The organism is Nocardia sp. CC201C (genome assembly GCF_030010695.1).
In the GTDB taxonomy this organism is placed as follows: Bacteria; Actinomycetota; Actinomycetes; order Mycobacteriales; family Mycobacteriaceae; genus Nocardia; species Nocardia otitidiscaviarum.
On the sequence record NZ_JASCXP010000148.1, the window covers coordinates 1 to 15,935 of the forward strand.

The 15,935-nt window shown below is 69.9% G+C and carries 15 protein-coding genes; 12 read left to right on the top strand and 3 right to left on the bottom strand.

Translation table 11 applies throughout. The features are described 5' to 3' along the window. Positions 1–48: 48 nt before the first annotated feature. The 8 genes from QK444_RS17170 to QK444_RS17205 all read left to right on the top strand — a co-directional run bounded on the left by QK444_RS17170 (position 49) and on the right by QK444_RS17205 (position 10,558). Positions 49–1,611: a DEAD/DEAH box helicase gene (locus tag QK444_RS17170; protein WP_282781516.1), complete on the top strand. Its 1,563-nt coding sequence runs from the start codon at positions 49–51 to the stop codon at positions 1,609–1,611. 461 nt (positions 1,612–2,072) lie between these two features. Next, entirely contained in the window at positions 2,073–3,509 is a 1,437-nt protein-coding gene (locus tag QK444_RS17175) for a GuaB1 family IMP dehydrogenase-related protein (RefSeq protein WP_029930606.1), read from the top strand. Between the two features lie 382 nt (positions 3,510–3,891). Next, complete coding sequence (locus tag QK444_RS17180; RefSeq protein ID WP_282781494.1) at positions 3,892–5,262, top strand: hemolysin family protein; 1,371 nt, start codon at positions 3,892–3,894, stop codon at positions 5,260–5,262. After that, positions 5,255–6,319 carry a hemolysin family protein gene (locus QK444_RS17185; protein WP_143980725.1) on the top strand — a complete coding sequence of 355 codons (1,065 nt, stop codon included), beginning with the start codon at positions 5,255–5,257 and terminating at the stop codon, positions 6,317–6,319. Before QK444_RS17180 ends, QK444_RS17185 begins: the two co-directional genes overlap by 8 nt. After that, the gene (locus tag QK444_RS17190) at positions 6,316–7,236 is read left to right on the top strand and encodes a 3-methyladenine DNA glycosylase (RefSeq protein ID WP_282781496.1); all 921 of its coding nucleotides are present in this window, start codon (positions 6,316–6,318) and stop codon (positions 7,234–7,236) included. Before QK444_RS17185 ends, QK444_RS17190 begins: the two co-directional genes overlap by 4 nt. Positions 7,237–7,530: 294 nt before the next feature. Then, on the top strand, positions 7,531–9,108 hold the full coding sequence (locus tag QK444_RS17195) for a hypothetical protein (protein WP_282781498.1): 1,578 nt from the start codon (positions 7,531–7,533) through the stop codon (positions 9,106–9,108). 56 nt (positions 9,109–9,164) lie between these two features. After that, positions 9,165–9,758: a DUF305 domain-containing protein gene (locus QK444_RS17200; protein ID WP_282781518.1), complete on the top strand. Its 594-nt coding sequence runs from the start codon at positions 9,165–9,167 to the stop codon at positions 9,756–9,758. Positions 9,759–9,835: 77 nt separating this feature from the next. Next, positions 9,836–10,558 (top strand): hypothetical protein, encoded by a 723-nt coding sequence (locus QK444_RS17205; RefSeq protein ID WP_282781501.1) that lies wholly within the window; start codon positions 9,836–9,838, stop codon positions 10,556–10,558. Here QK444_RS17205 and QK444_RS17210 read toward each other — a convergent pair whose 3' ends face one another. Next, a complete protein-coding gene (locus QK444_RS17210; protein WP_282781503.1) occupies positions 10,559–11,194 on the bottom strand; it encodes an HD domain-containing protein in 636 nt (211 codons plus the stop codon). An 85-nt stretch (positions 11,195–11,279) separates the two neighbouring features. On the opposite strand from QK444_RS17210, the gene QK444_RS17215 reads away from it, so the two are divergent. Next, the gene (locus QK444_RS17215) at positions 11,280–12,239 is read left to right on the top strand and encodes a GlxA family transcriptional regulator (protein WP_282781505.1); all 960 of its coding nucleotides are present in this window, start codon (positions 11,280–11,282) and stop codon (positions 12,237–12,239) included. On the opposite strand, the gene QK444_RS17220 is transcribed toward QK444_RS17215, so the two are convergent. Next, entirely contained in the window at positions 12,236–12,772 is a 537-nt protein-coding gene (locus QK444_RS17220; protein ID WP_282781507.1) for a DM13 domain-containing protein, read from the bottom strand. The two genes, QK444_RS17215 and QK444_RS17220, sit on opposite strands and share 4 nt — an antisense overlap. Before the next feature lie 200 nt (positions 12,773–12,972). On the opposite strand from QK444_RS17220, the gene QK444_RS17225 reads away from it, so the two are divergent. Further along, positions 12,973–14,442, top strand: coding sequence for a hypothetical protein (locus QK444_RS17225; RefSeq protein ID WP_282781508.1), 1,470 nt, complete (start codon positions 12,973–12,975; stop codon positions 14,440–14,442). Positions 14,443–14,487: 45 nt separating this feature from the next. After that, the gene (locus tag QK444_RS17230) at positions 14,488–15,105 is read left to right on the top strand and encodes a TetR/AcrR family transcriptional regulator (RefSeq protein WP_282781510.1); all 618 of its coding nucleotides are present in this window, start codon (positions 14,488–14,490) and stop codon (positions 15,103–15,105) included. A 36-nt stretch (positions 15,106–15,141) separates the two neighbouring features. Here the strand turns inward: QK444_RS17230 and QK444_RS17235 are convergent, their stop codons facing one another. Next, the gene (locus tag QK444_RS17235) at positions 15,142–15,666 is read right to left on the bottom strand and encodes a MarR family transcriptional regulator (protein ID WP_282781512.1); all 525 of its coding nucleotides are present in this window, start codon (positions 15,664–15,666) and stop codon (positions 15,142–15,144) included. 70 nt (positions 15,667–15,736) lie between these two features. Here QK444_RS17235 and QK444_RS17240 point away from each other — a divergent pair. Further along, a partial coding sequence (locus QK444_RS17240) for a hypothetical protein (protein ID WP_282781514.1) occupies positions 15,737–15,935 on the top strand: 199 nt, incomplete at its 3' end.

Here is a 15,935-nt window from a genome sequence, read left to right on the forward strand (position 1 = left end):
ACCGCCGCCCGTGATCGGAATCCGGGTTTCGCGCGGGCCGAGGAGATCGTGCGTTACGCGGTCGTCTCCCGGCCGCTGACCTTCGCCGATCTGGGTCTGCCGCCGGTGCTCGTGCACGCGCTGCGCCGCGACGGGATCGAGCGGCCGTTCCCCATCCAGGGTGTGGTGATCCCGGATGTGCTGGCGGGACGCGATGTGCTGGGCCGGGCCGCCACGGGTTCGGGCAAAACGCTCGCCTTCGGTGTACCGATGCTGGTTCGGCTGTCCGGGGCACCCGCCCGTCCCGGCCGTCCACGCGGTGTGATCCTCGCGCCCACAAGGGAATTGGCGCAGCAGATCGAAGCCGCGCTGGACGAACCCGCCCTGTCGCAGGGCATCCGCCTCGCCTCCGCCGTCGGCGGGCTGCCGATCAAACGCCAGGAGGAGCGCCTCGCCCGCGGCGTCGACCTGCTCATCGCCACCCCCGGCCGCCTCACCGACCTGATCGGCCGCCGCGCGGTGGACCTGTCCGAGGTGCGCGCGATCACCGTGGACGAAGCCGACCACATGACCGAACTCGGCTTCCTCCCGCAACTGACGGCCGTACTCAACCGGATCCCCGAGGACGCGCAGAAACTGCTGTTCTCCGCCACCCTGGACCACGCCGTGGACGGACTGGTCGAGCGCTATCTGCGAGATCCCGTGCGGCACACGGTCTCCGGGCGGCCCGGGGGAACCGGGCACGGCGACCGTCACTCGCACGACCTCCCGGGCACCGGACGTGCGGAGCGCGCGGGGAATGTGTCCGACACACCGAATCACCCGGGCGAAGAAGCCGATTCTCCGACCGCCGGTCCCCGCGCGGCCCACGGTTCCGCCGACCGTGACCGACCACCACCGCGAGCGACGGATGGCAGCCGGGTTCCGTCCGACCGTCCCGGTGACGAGGCGGTCGCCGAACACGACCGCGCGGTCGGCCATTACGCCGTGCGGGTGCGCCGCGGCGACAAGTACGCGGTTGTCGCCGAGATCGCCGCCCGCGCGGGTCGCACCCTGCTGTTCGTGCGCACCCAGTACGGCGTCGACAAACTCGCCCGCCGCCTGCGCGAGGCGGGCGTCGCGGCCGCCGCGCTGCACGGCGGCAAGGCACAGAACCAGCGCACGCGCACCCTGGCCGCCTTCGCCGACGGCACCGCGCCCGTGCTCGTCGCCACCGATGTGGCGGCGCGCGGCATCCACGTGGACGGCATCGATCTCGTCGTGCACGTCGATCCACCGGCCGACCCGAAGGACTACGTGCACCGCGCGGGCCGCACCGCCCGCGCGGGCGCGACCGGCACCGTGGTCACCATCGTCACCCCCGCCGACCGGGAGCCGTGGGCCGCGATCGTGGCCGCGGCGGGCGTGTCCGTCACCGATATCGACGCCCGCCCCGGCGACCGCCGCCTGGCCGAACTCATCGGCGCGCGCCGCCCGTCCGGCCACCCGGTCCCGGACCCGGCCGCGCCCGAAACCACCGCACCCCAACAGGTTCCGCCCAGCGAGCCGCGCCGCCCCCGCCCCACCTCGCGCTCGGGCAGTCGCGTCCACACCAAGAAGCGCAAGCCCGGATCCGCTCGCCGGAGCCGCTGACGGCACGGTCGCGAGCGCCATACCCGCGGTGACGGACGCGCCGTTCCGGGCGCGTCGTCGCCACGCCCGGCAGCACCCCACTCGACCACCCCTCCGGGCCCCAGCCGGCGCTCGAGCGAGCGCCCACGACCTTGCCGCGCTGGACAGACCGCGGCCGTCATCGACGGCGGCACGACGAACAAGGCGTTGGCTGGTCGCTCAGGGTGTTGCGACGGCGGCGGTCGCCCGAATCGTCACGCACCGGGCTCCGACACCGGCCGGGGCGACCCACGCGTCGCCGAGGCGATCCGCGACGTGTCATATGGCACAGCCGGAAACACGACCATCACCCGGTACACTGGACCGCTGCATGTGTGACATCAGGTTGAAGCACCGCCAGAGTGATTTGTGCCCCAAACCTGCCTCCGTAGCATGGCCACGACCGCAAATCCCGACGTCAAACCTATGAGGCGAACAGAACCGTGCAGTTCCTCCCCGGGCATAACCCGCCCTACGACTTGACCTACGACGATGTCTTCCTCGTCCCCAGCCGGACGGATGTGACGTCGCGATTCGATGTCGACCTGTCCACCAGCGACGGGACCGGCACCACCATTCCCGTCGTCGTCGCCAATATGACGGCCGTCGCGGGCAAGCGTATGGCCGAGACCGTGGCGCGCCGCGGCGGACTGGTGGTGCTGCCGCAGGATCTGCCGATCCCGGCCGCCGCCGAGACCATCGGCTTCGTGAAGAGCCGCTCGCTCACCGCCGACACGCCGGTGGTGCTGAGCCCGGAGCATTCGGTGTCCGACGCGCTCGGCCTCATCCACAAGCGCGCACACGGCGCGGTCGTGGTGGTCGAGGACGGCAAGCCGGTCGGTGTGGTCACCGAGGGCTCCTGCGCCGACGTGGACCGCTTCGCGCGGCTGCGCACCGTCGCCGACACCGATTTCGTCACCGCCGACGCCGCCACCTCGCCGCGCGACATCTTCGATCTGCTCGAGCACAACCACTCGACCATCGCCGTGCTGGTCAACGGCGACGGCAGCCTGGCGGGCGTGATGACCCGCACCGGCGCCGTCCGCACCGGCATCTACCAGCCCGCGGTCGACGCGCACGGCAAGCTGCGCATCGCCGCCGCGGTCGGCATCAACGGCGATATCCCGGCCAAGGCCAAGGCCCTGGTCGACGCCGGCGCCGACGTGCTGGTCATGGATACCGCGCACGGCCACCAGGGCAAGATGCTGGAGGCGCTGCGGTCGGTCTCCGGACTGGATCTGGGCGTGCCGATCGTGGCGGGCAACGTGGTCTCCGCGGCGGGCACCCGCGACCTCATCGAGGCGGGCGCGGACATCATCAAGGTCGGTGTCGGCCCCGGCGCCATGTGCACCACCCGCATGATGACCGGCGTGGGCCGCCCGCAGCTGTCGGCCGTGGCCGAATGCGCCGCCGCCGCCAAGGAATTCGGCAAGCACGTGTGGGCCGACGGCGGTGTCCGCCACCCGCGCGACGTGGCCCTGGCGCTCGCGGTCGGCGCGGCCAACGTGATGGTCGGCTCCTGGTTCGCGGGCACCTACGAATCGCCCGGCGATCTGCGCATCGACCGCGACGGCAACCGCTACAAGGAGAGCTTCGGCATGGCGTCCAAGCGCGCCGTCGCCGCCCGCACCGCCGCGGATTCCGCCTTCGACCGCGCCCGCAAGGCGCTGTTCGAGGAGGGCATCTCCTCCTCGCGCATGCGGCTGGATCCCGAGCGTCCCGGCGTGGAGGACCTGCTCGACCACATCACCTCCGGTGTGCGCAGCTCCTGCACCTACGCGGGCGCGAGCAACCTGGCGGAGTTCCACGAGCGCGCCATTCTGGGCGTGCAGTCGGCGGCCGGTTTCGCCGAGGGCCGCCCGCTGCCGTCCGGCTGGTGACGGCGCGGACCGCCGGTACCCGCGCGACCCAGCGACCCGGAGTGGGCGGCTGTCGGCCTCGAAACGACACGCCGACACCGCGACGCTTGTCGACTCACACGCCGCACACCGGGCGGCCACCGGGGACGAACTCCGGGACCGCCCGGTCTCGCGCGTCCGACGCGCTCACCGACCTGTGCTGCCGGTAGCATGAGGGCAGCCGGGGTCGCCGCGGCGGCGATCTCGCATATCCGCACCGGCCCCGCACCCCGTATTCGATCTGCGAAAGGAACCAGTTGTCACCCGCGTCCGAGGGCGCCGCTCAGGAGGGCTCGTCTACCGAGCCGGGTGACAAACCCGGCGCCATCGCTCTCCCAGCACCGACTGCTCGGTGGTGCTGACCGTGTCCACCGTGTTCACCTTGCTCGCTCTGCTCGGTTTCCTGGCGTTGACCGCCGGGACGGCCTTGTTCGTGGCCGCCGAGTTCTCGCTCACCGCCCTGGAACGCTCCACCGTGGAGGCGCACGCCCGCGAGGGCGACCGCCCGGCCCGGCAGGTGCGCCAGGCGCATCGCACCCTGTCGTTCCAGCTCTCCGGCGCACAGCTGGGCATCACCATCACCACGCTGATCACCGGCTATATCGCCGAGCCGGTGCTGGCGCGGCTGCTGGAACCGCTGTTCACCGCCATCGGCCTGAGTTCGGGTATCTCGCACGGCATTTCGCTGGCGCTGGCGCTGATTCTGGCCACCTCGCTGTCCATGATCTACGGCGAGCTGGTGCCCAAGAACATCGCCATCGCCGCACCGTTGGAAACCGCGCGCTTCACCGCCGGGCCCATGGTGGCGTTCTCGGCCGTCTTCCGGTGGATGATCAACTTCCTGAACGGCACCGCGAACTGGGCGGTGCGCCGGATGGGCATCGAACCGGCCGAGGAGCTGCGGTCGGCACGCTCACCGCAGGAACTGGGGTCGCTGGTGCGCACGTCGGCCCTGCACGGCGCGATCGACCAGCGCACCGCGCAGGTGGTGGACCGGTCGCTGCGCTTCGGTGAACGTTCCGCCGAGGAGCTCATGACCCCGCGCGTGAAGATCGAAACCCTGGACCAGGACGACACCATCGCCGACCTCATCGCCGCCGCGGGCCGCACCGGCTATTCGCGGTTCCCCGTCATCGACGGCGATCTGGACAACACGCTCGGCATCGTGCACATCAAACAGGCGTTCCTGCACCCGGTGCGGGCCCGGCGCAGCATCCGGCTGAAGACCATCGCGCAGCCGGTGCCGATCGTGCCCGCCTCCCTCGACGGCGACGAGGTGCTCGAACGCGTGCGCGCCGACGGTATGCAGGTGACCCTGGTGGTCGACGAGTACGGCGGCACCGCGGGCATCGTCACCATGGAGGACCTCATCGAGGAGATCCTCGGCGATGTGCGCGACGAGCACGACGAGGAGGAACTCGACGTGCGCCGCACCGCCGCGGGCTGGAACTGTTCGGGCCTGCTGCGCATCGACGAGGTCTCGGCCACCTCCGGATACCACGCGCCCGAGGGCGAGTACGAGACCCTGGGCGGGCTGGTGCTGACCCAGCTGGGCCGGATACCGGCGGCCGGGGACGAGGTGCTGCTCCCCCACTCCGACAATGCCTTCGAACCACACACCCGCGGCGGCTGGATCGCCAAGGTGGAGCGGATGGACGGCCATCGCATCGACCGCGTGCTGCTGCGCCCGGTCGACGCCGAGGGCCTCGCGAACTGGGAGCAGCGCCATGGGTGATTGGCTCGCGGTCCTGCTCACCGTCTTCCTGCTGCTCGGCAACGCGTTCTTCGTCGGGGCCGAGTTCGCGCTCATCTCCGCCCGCCGCGACCGGCTGGAAGCCCTTGCGGCACAGGGCAAGCGCAGCGCCACCACGGTGATCGAGGCGGCGCAGAATCTGTCCATGATGCTGGCGGCGGCGCAACTGGGCATCACCATCTGTTCCATCCTGCTGGGCCGGGTGGGTGAACCCGCAGTGGCGCATCTGCTGGAGCGGCCGTTCCACCTGATCGGCGTTCCCGATCAGCTGCTGCACCCGATCGCCTTCGCCGTGGCGCTCACCGTCGTGGTGGTGCTGCACATCCTGCTCGGCGAGATGATCCCGAAGAACATCGCCCTGGCGGGGCCGGAACGGATGGCGCTGCTGCTGGTTCCGGTGCATCTGATGTGGCTGCGGCTGGCGCGTCCGCTCATCGCGCTCTACAACCTGGCGGCGAATCTCACGCTGCGGGCGCTGCGCATCGAACCGAAGGACGAACTCGACGCCACCGTCTCCTCGGTGGAGTTGGCGGAGATGTTCGGCGAATCCCATTCCGAGGGGCTGCTGGACGAAGAGGAGCATCGCCGCCTCACCCAGGCGCTCGGCTCCAGCGACCGCCTGGTCGCCGATGTGATGGTGCCGCTGGCCAAGGTGCGGTCCGCCCCGCTGCGCGGCGACGGCACCACCCTCGGCGATATCGAATCCGCGGTGGCCGAGACCGGCTACTCCCGCTACCCGGTGCGCGCCACCGACGGCTCCCTCGTCGGCTACCTGCACGTCAAGGATGTGCTCGACCTGGTCGCCGACGACAAGGCCGGACCCGACACCCCGATCCCGCGCACCGATATCCGGCCGCTGCCCAGCGTGAGCAGCGGGGCCACCCTGTTCGAGGCGCTGGCCCGGTTGCGGCGCACCAACTCCCACCTCGGCCGGGTGGTGGACGGGCGCGGCACCACGGTCGGCATCGTGGCCCTGGAGGATCTGGTGGAGGAATTCGTGGGCACCGTCCGCGACGCGACCCACCGGCTCGCGGAATGAGCATGTGGGACGGTGAACTACGGGCGCTCGGGCCGCGGATCCTGCCGCGAACCGAGTGGCGCGACCGCGCCGCCGCCCACCGGGACCGGGTGGACGCGCTGATCGGGCCGTATCTGCGGCAGCGGGCGGCCGGTTCCACCCATCCGGTGATCGACTTCCTGTTCACCTATTACGGGCACAAGCCCGCGCAGTTGAAGCGGTGGCATCCGGGCTACGGGCTGGCGCTCGCCGATGCCGCCGAGTACGCGGATTACCGTGGCTACCAATCGATTCCGCTATCCGCACCGGACGGTGACGGCACCGCGTGGACCGCGGCCCCCGACTTTCTCGCCAAGCGCCGCGACACCATCGCCTTCGTCGCGGACCTGCTGGCGGCGACCGCCGCTCGCCCCGCCCAACTGTCCTGCTTCGGCCTGCACGAATGGGCCATGGTGTACCGCACCGACGACATCCGCCACCAGCAGGTCCCGCTGCGCCTCGGCACCGCGGGCACCGACGCGGTCGTCGAATCCATGCAACTGCGCTGCACCCACTTCGACGCCTACCGCTTCTTCACCCCGGACGCCGCCCCCCGCAACGCCGAACACCTCACCCGCGCCGACCAGATCGCCCGCGAACAACCAGGCTGCCTGCACGCCAACATGGACCTCTACAAGTGGGGCTTCAAACTCACCCCGCTCATCGACTCCGACCTCCTGTTCGACTGCTTCGCCCTGGCCTGCGCCGCCCGCGAACTCGACATGAAGGCCAGCCCCTACGACCTCACCGCCTACGGCTACACCCCGATCCCCATCGAAACCCCTTCCGGCCGCTCCGAATACGTCCGCGCACAAGCCGGTATCGCCGATCGTGCCGCGGTGCTGCGCTCCCGGTTGCTCGACCGCTGCCACACCCTGCTGTCGACCTCTTCGGCGTAGTCACAGCCGGATAAGCCGGTCCCAGTCGATACGAACGCGGATCGGCACATCCACCTCGGCACCTTCCGGCCCAGTCGACGATCCCGGTCATGTCGTGAGCGGTAGCTCCGGGACACCTCGGATACGATCTCGCGCAGCGGCGGTGGGCTGACCGGAGCCGCCAATTCGCGGGAGAACCCTACCGGTCGGTCAGATTGTCCATTAACTTATGACCGTATCCGGGGACACAGTCCGCGCTCGCATGTGCCCCGAATCACTGACACTGATGTCCGGGAGAAGGTCGGGGTGACCGCAATGTCGCGGTGGGCGAATGTGCGTCGGTCCAAGCCTGTCGTCGTGGTGGCGGCGGCGCTGCTGGCGGCGGCCGTGCTGCCGATCGGGGGTGCGTCGGCGGATCTGCAATCCGATATTCAGAACGCGGTGCGGGAGTTCCTCGATGTGGGACGCACGGCCGTGCCGCGTGCCGACTGCGGGCCGGGGGCCATGCCGGAGCCCGGATTGCAGGGCGACGTTCCAGCCACCGACCGCAGCAGTGGACGCAGCGCGCAGGGGTACCGGTGCAATATGACCTTCGTCGGCGGGTACGTCGGGCGGGGAGCGGGGATCACCTCGGCCACCTTCGAGCACTGCTCGTACACCGGGTCGTTCTTCCCCGGCAATATTCTCGGGCCGTCACAGGGCGTGCAGGTGCTCGACGTCTCCGATCCGACCAACCCGGTGGTGACCGCCACCCTCACCGAACCGGCCATGCTGGCCGGGACGTGGGAGTCGCTCAAGGTCAATGCGGAGCGGAAGCTGTTGGTGGGCACCGGGGTTCCCATCGGGGAGGGTGCGGGGTACCTGTCGGTCTACGACATCTCCGACTGCGCGCATCCGCGCCTGCTGAATCCGGGACCGGGCACGAATCTGCTCATGCCGCTGCCGATCACCACCCACGAGGGCGGGTTCTCCCCCGACGGACGCACCTACTGGGCCTCCGGTATCGCGCCCGGCTTCGTGAGCGCCATCGACCTGACCGACCCCGCGAATCCGCATGTCATCTGGCAGGGACTGACCGGTATCGAAGCGCACGGGTTCGGCATCAGTCCCGACGGCGATCGCATGTACCTGTCCGCGCTCGGCGGTTTCACCGTGCTCGATATCAGCGCCGTGCAGCGCCGCGACCCGAATCCGCAGGTGCCGCATCTGGGCCGGGTGTTCTGGACCGACGGCTGGGCGACCCAGCACAGCGTGCCGGTCACCTACGACGGACGCCCGTACCTGTTCACGGTGGACGAAGGCGGTTCCGGCGGCGTGAAACTCATCGACATCGCCGACGAGACCGCGCCGACGGTGGCCGCCAAGATCAAGCTGGAGATCAACCTGCCGCAGCATCAGGATTCCCTGGTCGCGTCGTCGATGGGCGGTTCGGTGTTCTCCTACGATGCCCACTACTGCGCCGCCGACCGGCCCGCGAATCCCACCGCACTGGCCTGCGGCTGGGAGTCCTCCGGCATCCGCGTCTTCGATGTGCGCGATCCGTTCGCCATTCGCGAGATCGCCTACTTCAATCCGCCCGCCCGCACCGGGCGCAATCTGGAGCTGTGGAACTCCCCGCACGCGCTGGCCTCGCTGATCGGCGTGCCCGCCATGGAGTTCCCGTCGGCGGCGCGCGCCATCCTGGAGGGGCAGTTCGATCTCGGGCAGGCGCTGTCGCAGCGCTCGGGCATGCTGGCCTTCGGCGACCTGTCCACCGACTGGTGCTTCGCGCCGCCGGAATGGCATGGCAGCCAGCTGTGGACCAGCTGCAACGACAACGGATTCATGGTGTTGCAGCTCGACGAGCGCGTGTACACCCCGCCCGCCGATCAGCAGTCCGTGGTCGGCTCGTGAACCGGCTGCGTACCGTCGCCTACGTGGCGGCGGCGCTGCTGCTGGTGGCGATCGGTATGGCGTTGCGCCCCACCCTGATTCCCGACGACCGGACCGCACCCCCGGTCCTGGATCCGGTCGAGATCGGGTTCACCCGGGATATGCTGGCCCACCACGAACAGGCGCTGCTCATGGTGCAGCGGCTGGATCCGGCCGCCGACCCGGTGATTCGGCAACTGGCGCAGCAGATCTCCGACACTCAGCGGGTGGAGATCGGCACCATGCTGGGCTGGCTGCGGCTGGCCGGCGTCTCCCCCGGCGGACGCGAGCCGATGGCTTGGATGCACGATGGCGAAACCACTGCCGCCCATCATCATTCGGCCGTCCCCACTACCACGGCCACCAATTCCGACGGACTCATGCCCGGTATGGCCACCTGGGGCGAACTCGACGCCCTCGCCGCCGCCCGCGGGGCCGACGCCGAAACCCTGTTCCTGCAACTGATGCTGCGCCATCATCTCGGCGGCGTCACCATGGCGAAGGCCGCCGACGAACTGCTCACCTCGGGTCCGGTGAAAGAGGCGGCGCGGGCGATGATGACCGCCCAGAACCAGGAGGCGGGCATCATGACCATCATGCTGGCCCAGCGCGGCGCACAACCACTGCCCTGACTCCGCGCCCCACCGGCCCGTCGGTATCGTCGATAGCGTTCGACGGCCCGCCGGGGCCGGGAGAGTTGATCGAGAGCATGGCCCAGCCGCAGACCCTCACCATTCCGGAACATATCCACGGCTATCCGCGGGTGGCGTTCGGCGGCTATGTCGCGGGCATGCTGGCCCGGCACGCCGGGGCCGATACGGTCCGGGTCGACTTCCGCCGGGCGGTACCGGTCGGCGCGCCCGTCACCATCACCGCCGACCCCGACCGCACCGCGCTGACCGACGCCGGCGGCCTGCTGCTGGCCGAGGCCGCGCCCGCGGCGCTCACCCTCGCTCCCCCGGACGCGCCCTCCTGGTCGGAGGCCAAGCGCGCCACCGAAGCGGCGCTGTCCTCTCCCGATCGCCAGGTCACCGACTGCTACGGCTGCGGTGTGCTGTGCGAACCCGGCCACGGATTGCGGCTGTTCCCGTGGGCCACCCCCGACCGCCGGGTCATGGCCGCCGCCTGGACCCCCGATCCGGGTCTGGCCGACGAGCACGGGGAACTTCCGCCCGAGGTCGTGTGGTCCACGCTCGACTGCCCCGGCGGCATCGCGGCCTGGGTGTTCCAGGGCATGGGCCAGGGTGCGGTCACCGCCGCCCTCACGGCCACCCGGACGCAACCCGTGCTCGCCGGTGCCGAATACATCGCCTACGCCTGGGCGTTGCACCGGGACGGTCGCAAACACACTGTCGGCGTGGCGCTCTCGACACCGGACGGACAGCCGTGCGCGGTCGCCGAGGCGCTCTGGATCGCCCCGCGCAGCGCCTGATCACTCCGGCCAGTCCGAGCCCTCGATCACCTCGACGAAGTTCGCTCGGGCGAAGCCCGGCGAGAAGCGCTCCAGCACATCGGCTTTCACATTGCCGAAGGTCGTCGCCGGGCGGTGCGCGATGCCGTCGGTGAAGGCGGCCAGAATCCGTCGTTTGAAATCGGGCCGCGGATGCGCGGCCACCACCGCGGCCCGCTGCTCGGCGCTGATGTCGTGATAGCCGATGCCGAGCACATCCAGTTCGACTCCCGCTGTCACCAGCGCGATCTCGGGCGCCATGCGGGTCGGGATCTCCGGCGTGGTGTGCAGTGCGATGGCGGTCCACACCAGATCGGCGCGCTGGTCGGCGATCCCGTGGGCGTGCAGGAATTTGCGCGCCTCGTCCGCGCCGTCGATCTCGAAACGCTGGTCGTCGGTGCGGTAGCGGTCGGTGAGGCCGAGATCGTGGAACAGCGCGCCGACATAGAGCAGTTCGGCGTCGAAGTCGAGGCCGCGGCGGCGGCCCTGGAGCGCGCCGAACAGGAATACCCGCCGGGAGTGGTCGTAGAGGAGCGGCGTGGCGGTGTCGCGGACGAGTTCGGTGGCCGCGCGGGCCAGGGCGCTGTCGGGGATGGCGATATCGGCGATCGTGGTCATGGATCGAGCTTCGCCCGCGCACCCGGTCCGCCACCATGGCCATCCGGCCGCGAACCCCTCGGATTCGGCCATTAAGCTCGCGGGGGTGAGTCGCACGATCGCGGTGGCGGTGTACGACGGCGTCCGCCTGCTGGACGCCACCGCCCCGATGGAAGTCTTCAGCACCGCACTGGAATTGGGCGGCGGATACGAGCTCGTGCTGTGTTCGCCGGACGGCGGTCCGGTCACCACCTCGGCGGGGACGAGTCTCACGGCGCACACCTCCTACGCCGATGTCCGGGGCGCGCACACGGTGCTGGTTCCGGGCTCCGCGCGGTTGCCGCAGGCTCCCGCACCGCCCGAACTGGTTTCCGCCATACCGGATTTCGCCGCCGGCGCGCGCCGGATCGCGTCGGTGTGCACCGGTGCCTTCGCCCTCGCGCAGGCGGGCGTGCTCGACGGCCGCCGCGCCACCACGCACTGGCGGCACGCCGCCACGCTCGCTCGCGCGCACCCGCGGGTGACGGTGGAGCCGGACGCCATCTATGTGCGCGACGACACGGTGTACACCTCGGCCGGTGTCAGCGCCGGCATCGATCTGGCGCTGGCACTGGTGGAGGCCGACGAGGGCGCGGAGCTGGCCCGGGATGTGGCACGGGACCTGGTGGTCTTCCTGCAGCGGCCGGGCGGTCAATCCCAGTTCTCGGTGGCCGCGCGGCTGCCCCGCCCCCGTCACGATCCGCTGCGCGCCCTGCTCGACGACATCCTCGCCGATCCCGCCGCCGACCACTCCCTGCCCGCCATGGCCGCGCGCGCCGCCCTCAGCGTCCGGCACCTGACCCGGCTGTTCCGCGAACATCTCGACACCACCCCGGCCGCCTTCGTGGAAGCGGTCCGGCTGGAGGCGGCGCAGACCCTGCTGGAATCGGGCGAATCCATCGCCCGCACCGCCCACCGCTGCGGCCTGGGCAGCGAGGAATCACTGCGCCGCGCCTTCCTGCGCCACCTGGGCGTCACCCCCTCGGCCTACCGCGCCCGCTTCCGCACGGCGCTGCTCCGGGCCTAGGCGGTGCGCAACTCCGCCGCGCCGAAGGACACATTGAACCGGTCGCACCAGATCGACACGCTCCGCAGCGTCGACAGGTCGACGTCGGCGGGAATCTCGTAGTTCTGACTCCCCTTGTTGCCCTTCAGATTTCCCAGACTCACGAACGCACCGTCGTCGAAGACACCCCACCCGTCACGCCCGGGCAGCACCGGGGCGTCACTGAGCCACACGAACAGCGCGGGCCCGTCCGAGGTATCGAGGTCCTCCAGCCGCAGCACGCGCTGACCGTTGCCGAGGTCGAGTACCCGCAGCGTGCCGCTGGTGGCGTGCTCGTGCGAGATGAACTCGCCGGTGTAGAGCGTGCGCGGCCGCGCGGGCGTCGCACCAGGGGTGACCGGGGCGTTCACCGTGGGCGCCGCCTCCTCGACCGTGGTGTTGGTGAACAGCCGCCAGGGCTGGAACAACGCCAGCCCGATACCGAGCGCGACCACCAAGACCGCCGCCACCGCCCAGGTGATGGGGGATCGAGTGAGCCTGCGTACCGACACCATGTTTCATCCTCCGAGTTCCGTGTTCGCCGTCGCTGTCTCGATTCAACCTGGTCCGCATGGCCTGGTCGCCCCTGCGGGACGCACCGTCACACCTTCGTCACACCTTCGTCACACCTCACGCGGACCCACTCTTAGAAACAGTTGCGTAGCTACGTTACTGTAGCTATCCTGAGAACGTTCCCCCCGAAAGGATTCCGGCGATGTCCGCTGCCCTCCCTCTCTCCATCGACTGGACCGCTACCCGCGGCACCTCATGCACCACCTTGACCACCCACGTCTGGACCGCACCGCCGCTGCGACGCGGTGAACCCCTACACGACAAGGCCTTCGCCGCACTGCGCGCACTGGAAGCCGATTACGTCCGGCTGCTGCCCTGGTTCTCTTCGCCGAAACTGTCGGTGCCCGAGCTGTATCCGCCCGTCGACGGCCACACCTCCTGGGACTTCGCGCAGCTCGACCAGTTCATGGACGACTGCCTGTCGGCCACCGCGGGACGGCCCGTGGTGGCGAACTTCGCGACCATCCCCACCTGGATGTTCCACACCGCGCAACCCGTCGCGCTGCAGGATGATCCGGCGGCAATCCACTGGGATTACGAGCAGGGCACCGAATTTCGCGACCCCACCCTCACCGAGGTCGCCGACCACTTCGAGCGCATCGGCCGCTGGTATCTGGCAGGCGGATTCACCGATCAGTTCGGCGTACGCCACACCTCCGGGCGCCGACACCGATTCGCCTACTGGGAGGTGCTCTGCGAACCCGATATCGGTCACCGGTTGTCACCGCAGGTCTACACCCGCCTCTACGACGCGGTGGTGGAGCGGCTGCGAGAACTCGATCCCGAGATGAAGTTCGTCGGGCTGTCACTCAGTCCGGTGACACAGGATCCGGAGTACTTATGGCATTTCCTGGATCCCGCGAACCACCGGGCCGGCATTGCGGTCGACGCCGTGTCGTATCACTTCTACGCCACCCCGGATATCCTCGATCCCACCAGCGCCGAACGGAATCCGCCGTTCGAGGAATGGCGCGGCACCTTCTTCGCTCAGGCGGAGGGGTTCATCACCCAGGTGCGGCTGATCGATTCCATACGCCGCAAGCTGTCTCCGCACACGAAGACCTTCATCAACGAGATCGGGTCCTTCGCACCGGACGTCATGAGCACCGAACCCGATATCCCCCAGGACTATTGGGCACTCGGCGGTGCGGTGATCGCATACCTGTGGTCGCGGCTGACCGAGCTGGGCATCGATATCGTCGGCGTGGCCGAGTTCATGGACTATCCGGGCATGATCGCGGGAACGTCACTGCTGGACTGGAACACCGGCGAACCCAACGCCCGCTACCGGGTGCTCCAGCTCCTGCTGGAGCATTTCGGTCCGGGCGACGAGCTGTTCGACACCGCGATCGGACACCCCATGGCACCGGAGGGCCGCCTGCACGCGCGAGCCTTCCGGACCGCGGCCGGTGAGCGGAAGGTCCTGCTGGTGAACAAGTACCCCGATCCGATCGCGGTCCACTGCACCGCACCCGACCGGCCGCGGTCGATGGCGGTCGTGGACACCGGGACCGGCGCGGGCCCGGCCGCCGTCCGCGACAATCCGGGTGACGTCCTGGAGCTCGGCCCGTACGCGACCGCGGTCGTCACCCTGGCCACCACCGCCGACTAGTCTGCATCGGGACGTACCTCCTGACCCGACGAAGGACCGACAACCATGCCGAGCACGCGCGGCCGCCGCAGCGACGCCGAGGTGGTGGCGGCGATTCGCACCGCCGTCATCGAGGAGTTCGACGAGGTCGGCCTCGGCAGGCTCACCATGGAACGCATCGCCCAGCGCTCCGGCATCGCGAAAACCTCGCTGTACCGGCGCTGGGACAGTCCGCAGGCGGTATTGCTGGATGCCGTCCGCTCCGCATTCCCGCACGAGACGGTCTCGGCCACCGACGATCTCCGCCACGATCTGATCGCGGCACTGAAACTGCTGGTCGACTGGATGGATACGCCGACGGCGCGCGCCGTCGCGGCGATTCTGCTGGACCGCGCCCGCTATCCGGAGCTGGCCGAGGCCGTCTACTCGGATGTCTTCGAGCCCGCGGGCGGCCGCTTCACCAGCACGGTCCTGCATCACTACGCGCGCATCGGGCGAATCGATCCGGCGCGGCTCACCCCCGTGGTCCTCGATATCGGTGAGGCGCTGGTGCTCAAGATCGCGTTCGACACCGGCGCGCTGCCCGGCGAGCGGACCCTCGCCGATATCGTCGACCAGGCCATCCTGCCCGCCGTCGGACCCACCCCTGAGCCCGGACGGGGCCTTGACTTCAGCCGGACCTGAAGATCGGGTGGTCGCTTGCCGGTGTCCGGGCGCTGTTCACCGGGCCGCCGGATCGGTCACGGCGTCGAAATGCGCACGCAGAGCGTGGATGACGGCGGTGAGCACGCGGTGGGTGGCGTGCAGGTCGGCGTCGGAGAACTCGGCCATGGCCGCGCGGGTGCGCTGGCCGAGCGGCAGGAAGAAGTTCTCGGCGGCCGCGCGGCCGGAGTCGTCGTGGTGCAGGATCACTCGGCGCCGGTCACTCGGGTCGTCGGCGCGGCGCAGATAGCCGGATTCACTCAGCCGCTCCACCAGGTAGGTGACCGCGGGTGAGGACATGCCCATGAGCTTCCCGAGCTGGCCGGGGGTGAGCGGGCGATCGGCGAATTCGGCGGTGGCGACGTGCAACAGCGCCCGGAAGTCGTTGGGGCGCAAGCTCTCCGATCGCGCGAAGGCATGGCCCAGCTGCTCGGACACGGCGGTCAGGGCGCGCAGGTCCGCACCGATCTCCGTCTCCAGCGCCGCACGGTCCTCCGCCGCGGCCGATCCGCGCGGGATGGCGGTCGAATCGCTCTCACTCACGGAGTCAGCCTAAACCGCTCACCAGTTCTCTCGATTGCTTAATAATTAAGAATCTGAGATATTTGGTCGAGTGGGTATCTGGGATCGCTACTCGACACTGGTCACGGCACGCCGGTCATGGCTGTTGCCGATACTGCTCATCGCCGTCGGCGGAGCGCTCATGGCGGGCATCGGCGAGAACGACACGGCGGGCAGCGCCCCGCGGTCACTGCCCGCGAGCGCGGAATCCGCCCGCGCGGACCGGGCACTGGAGCAGTTCCCGGATGCGG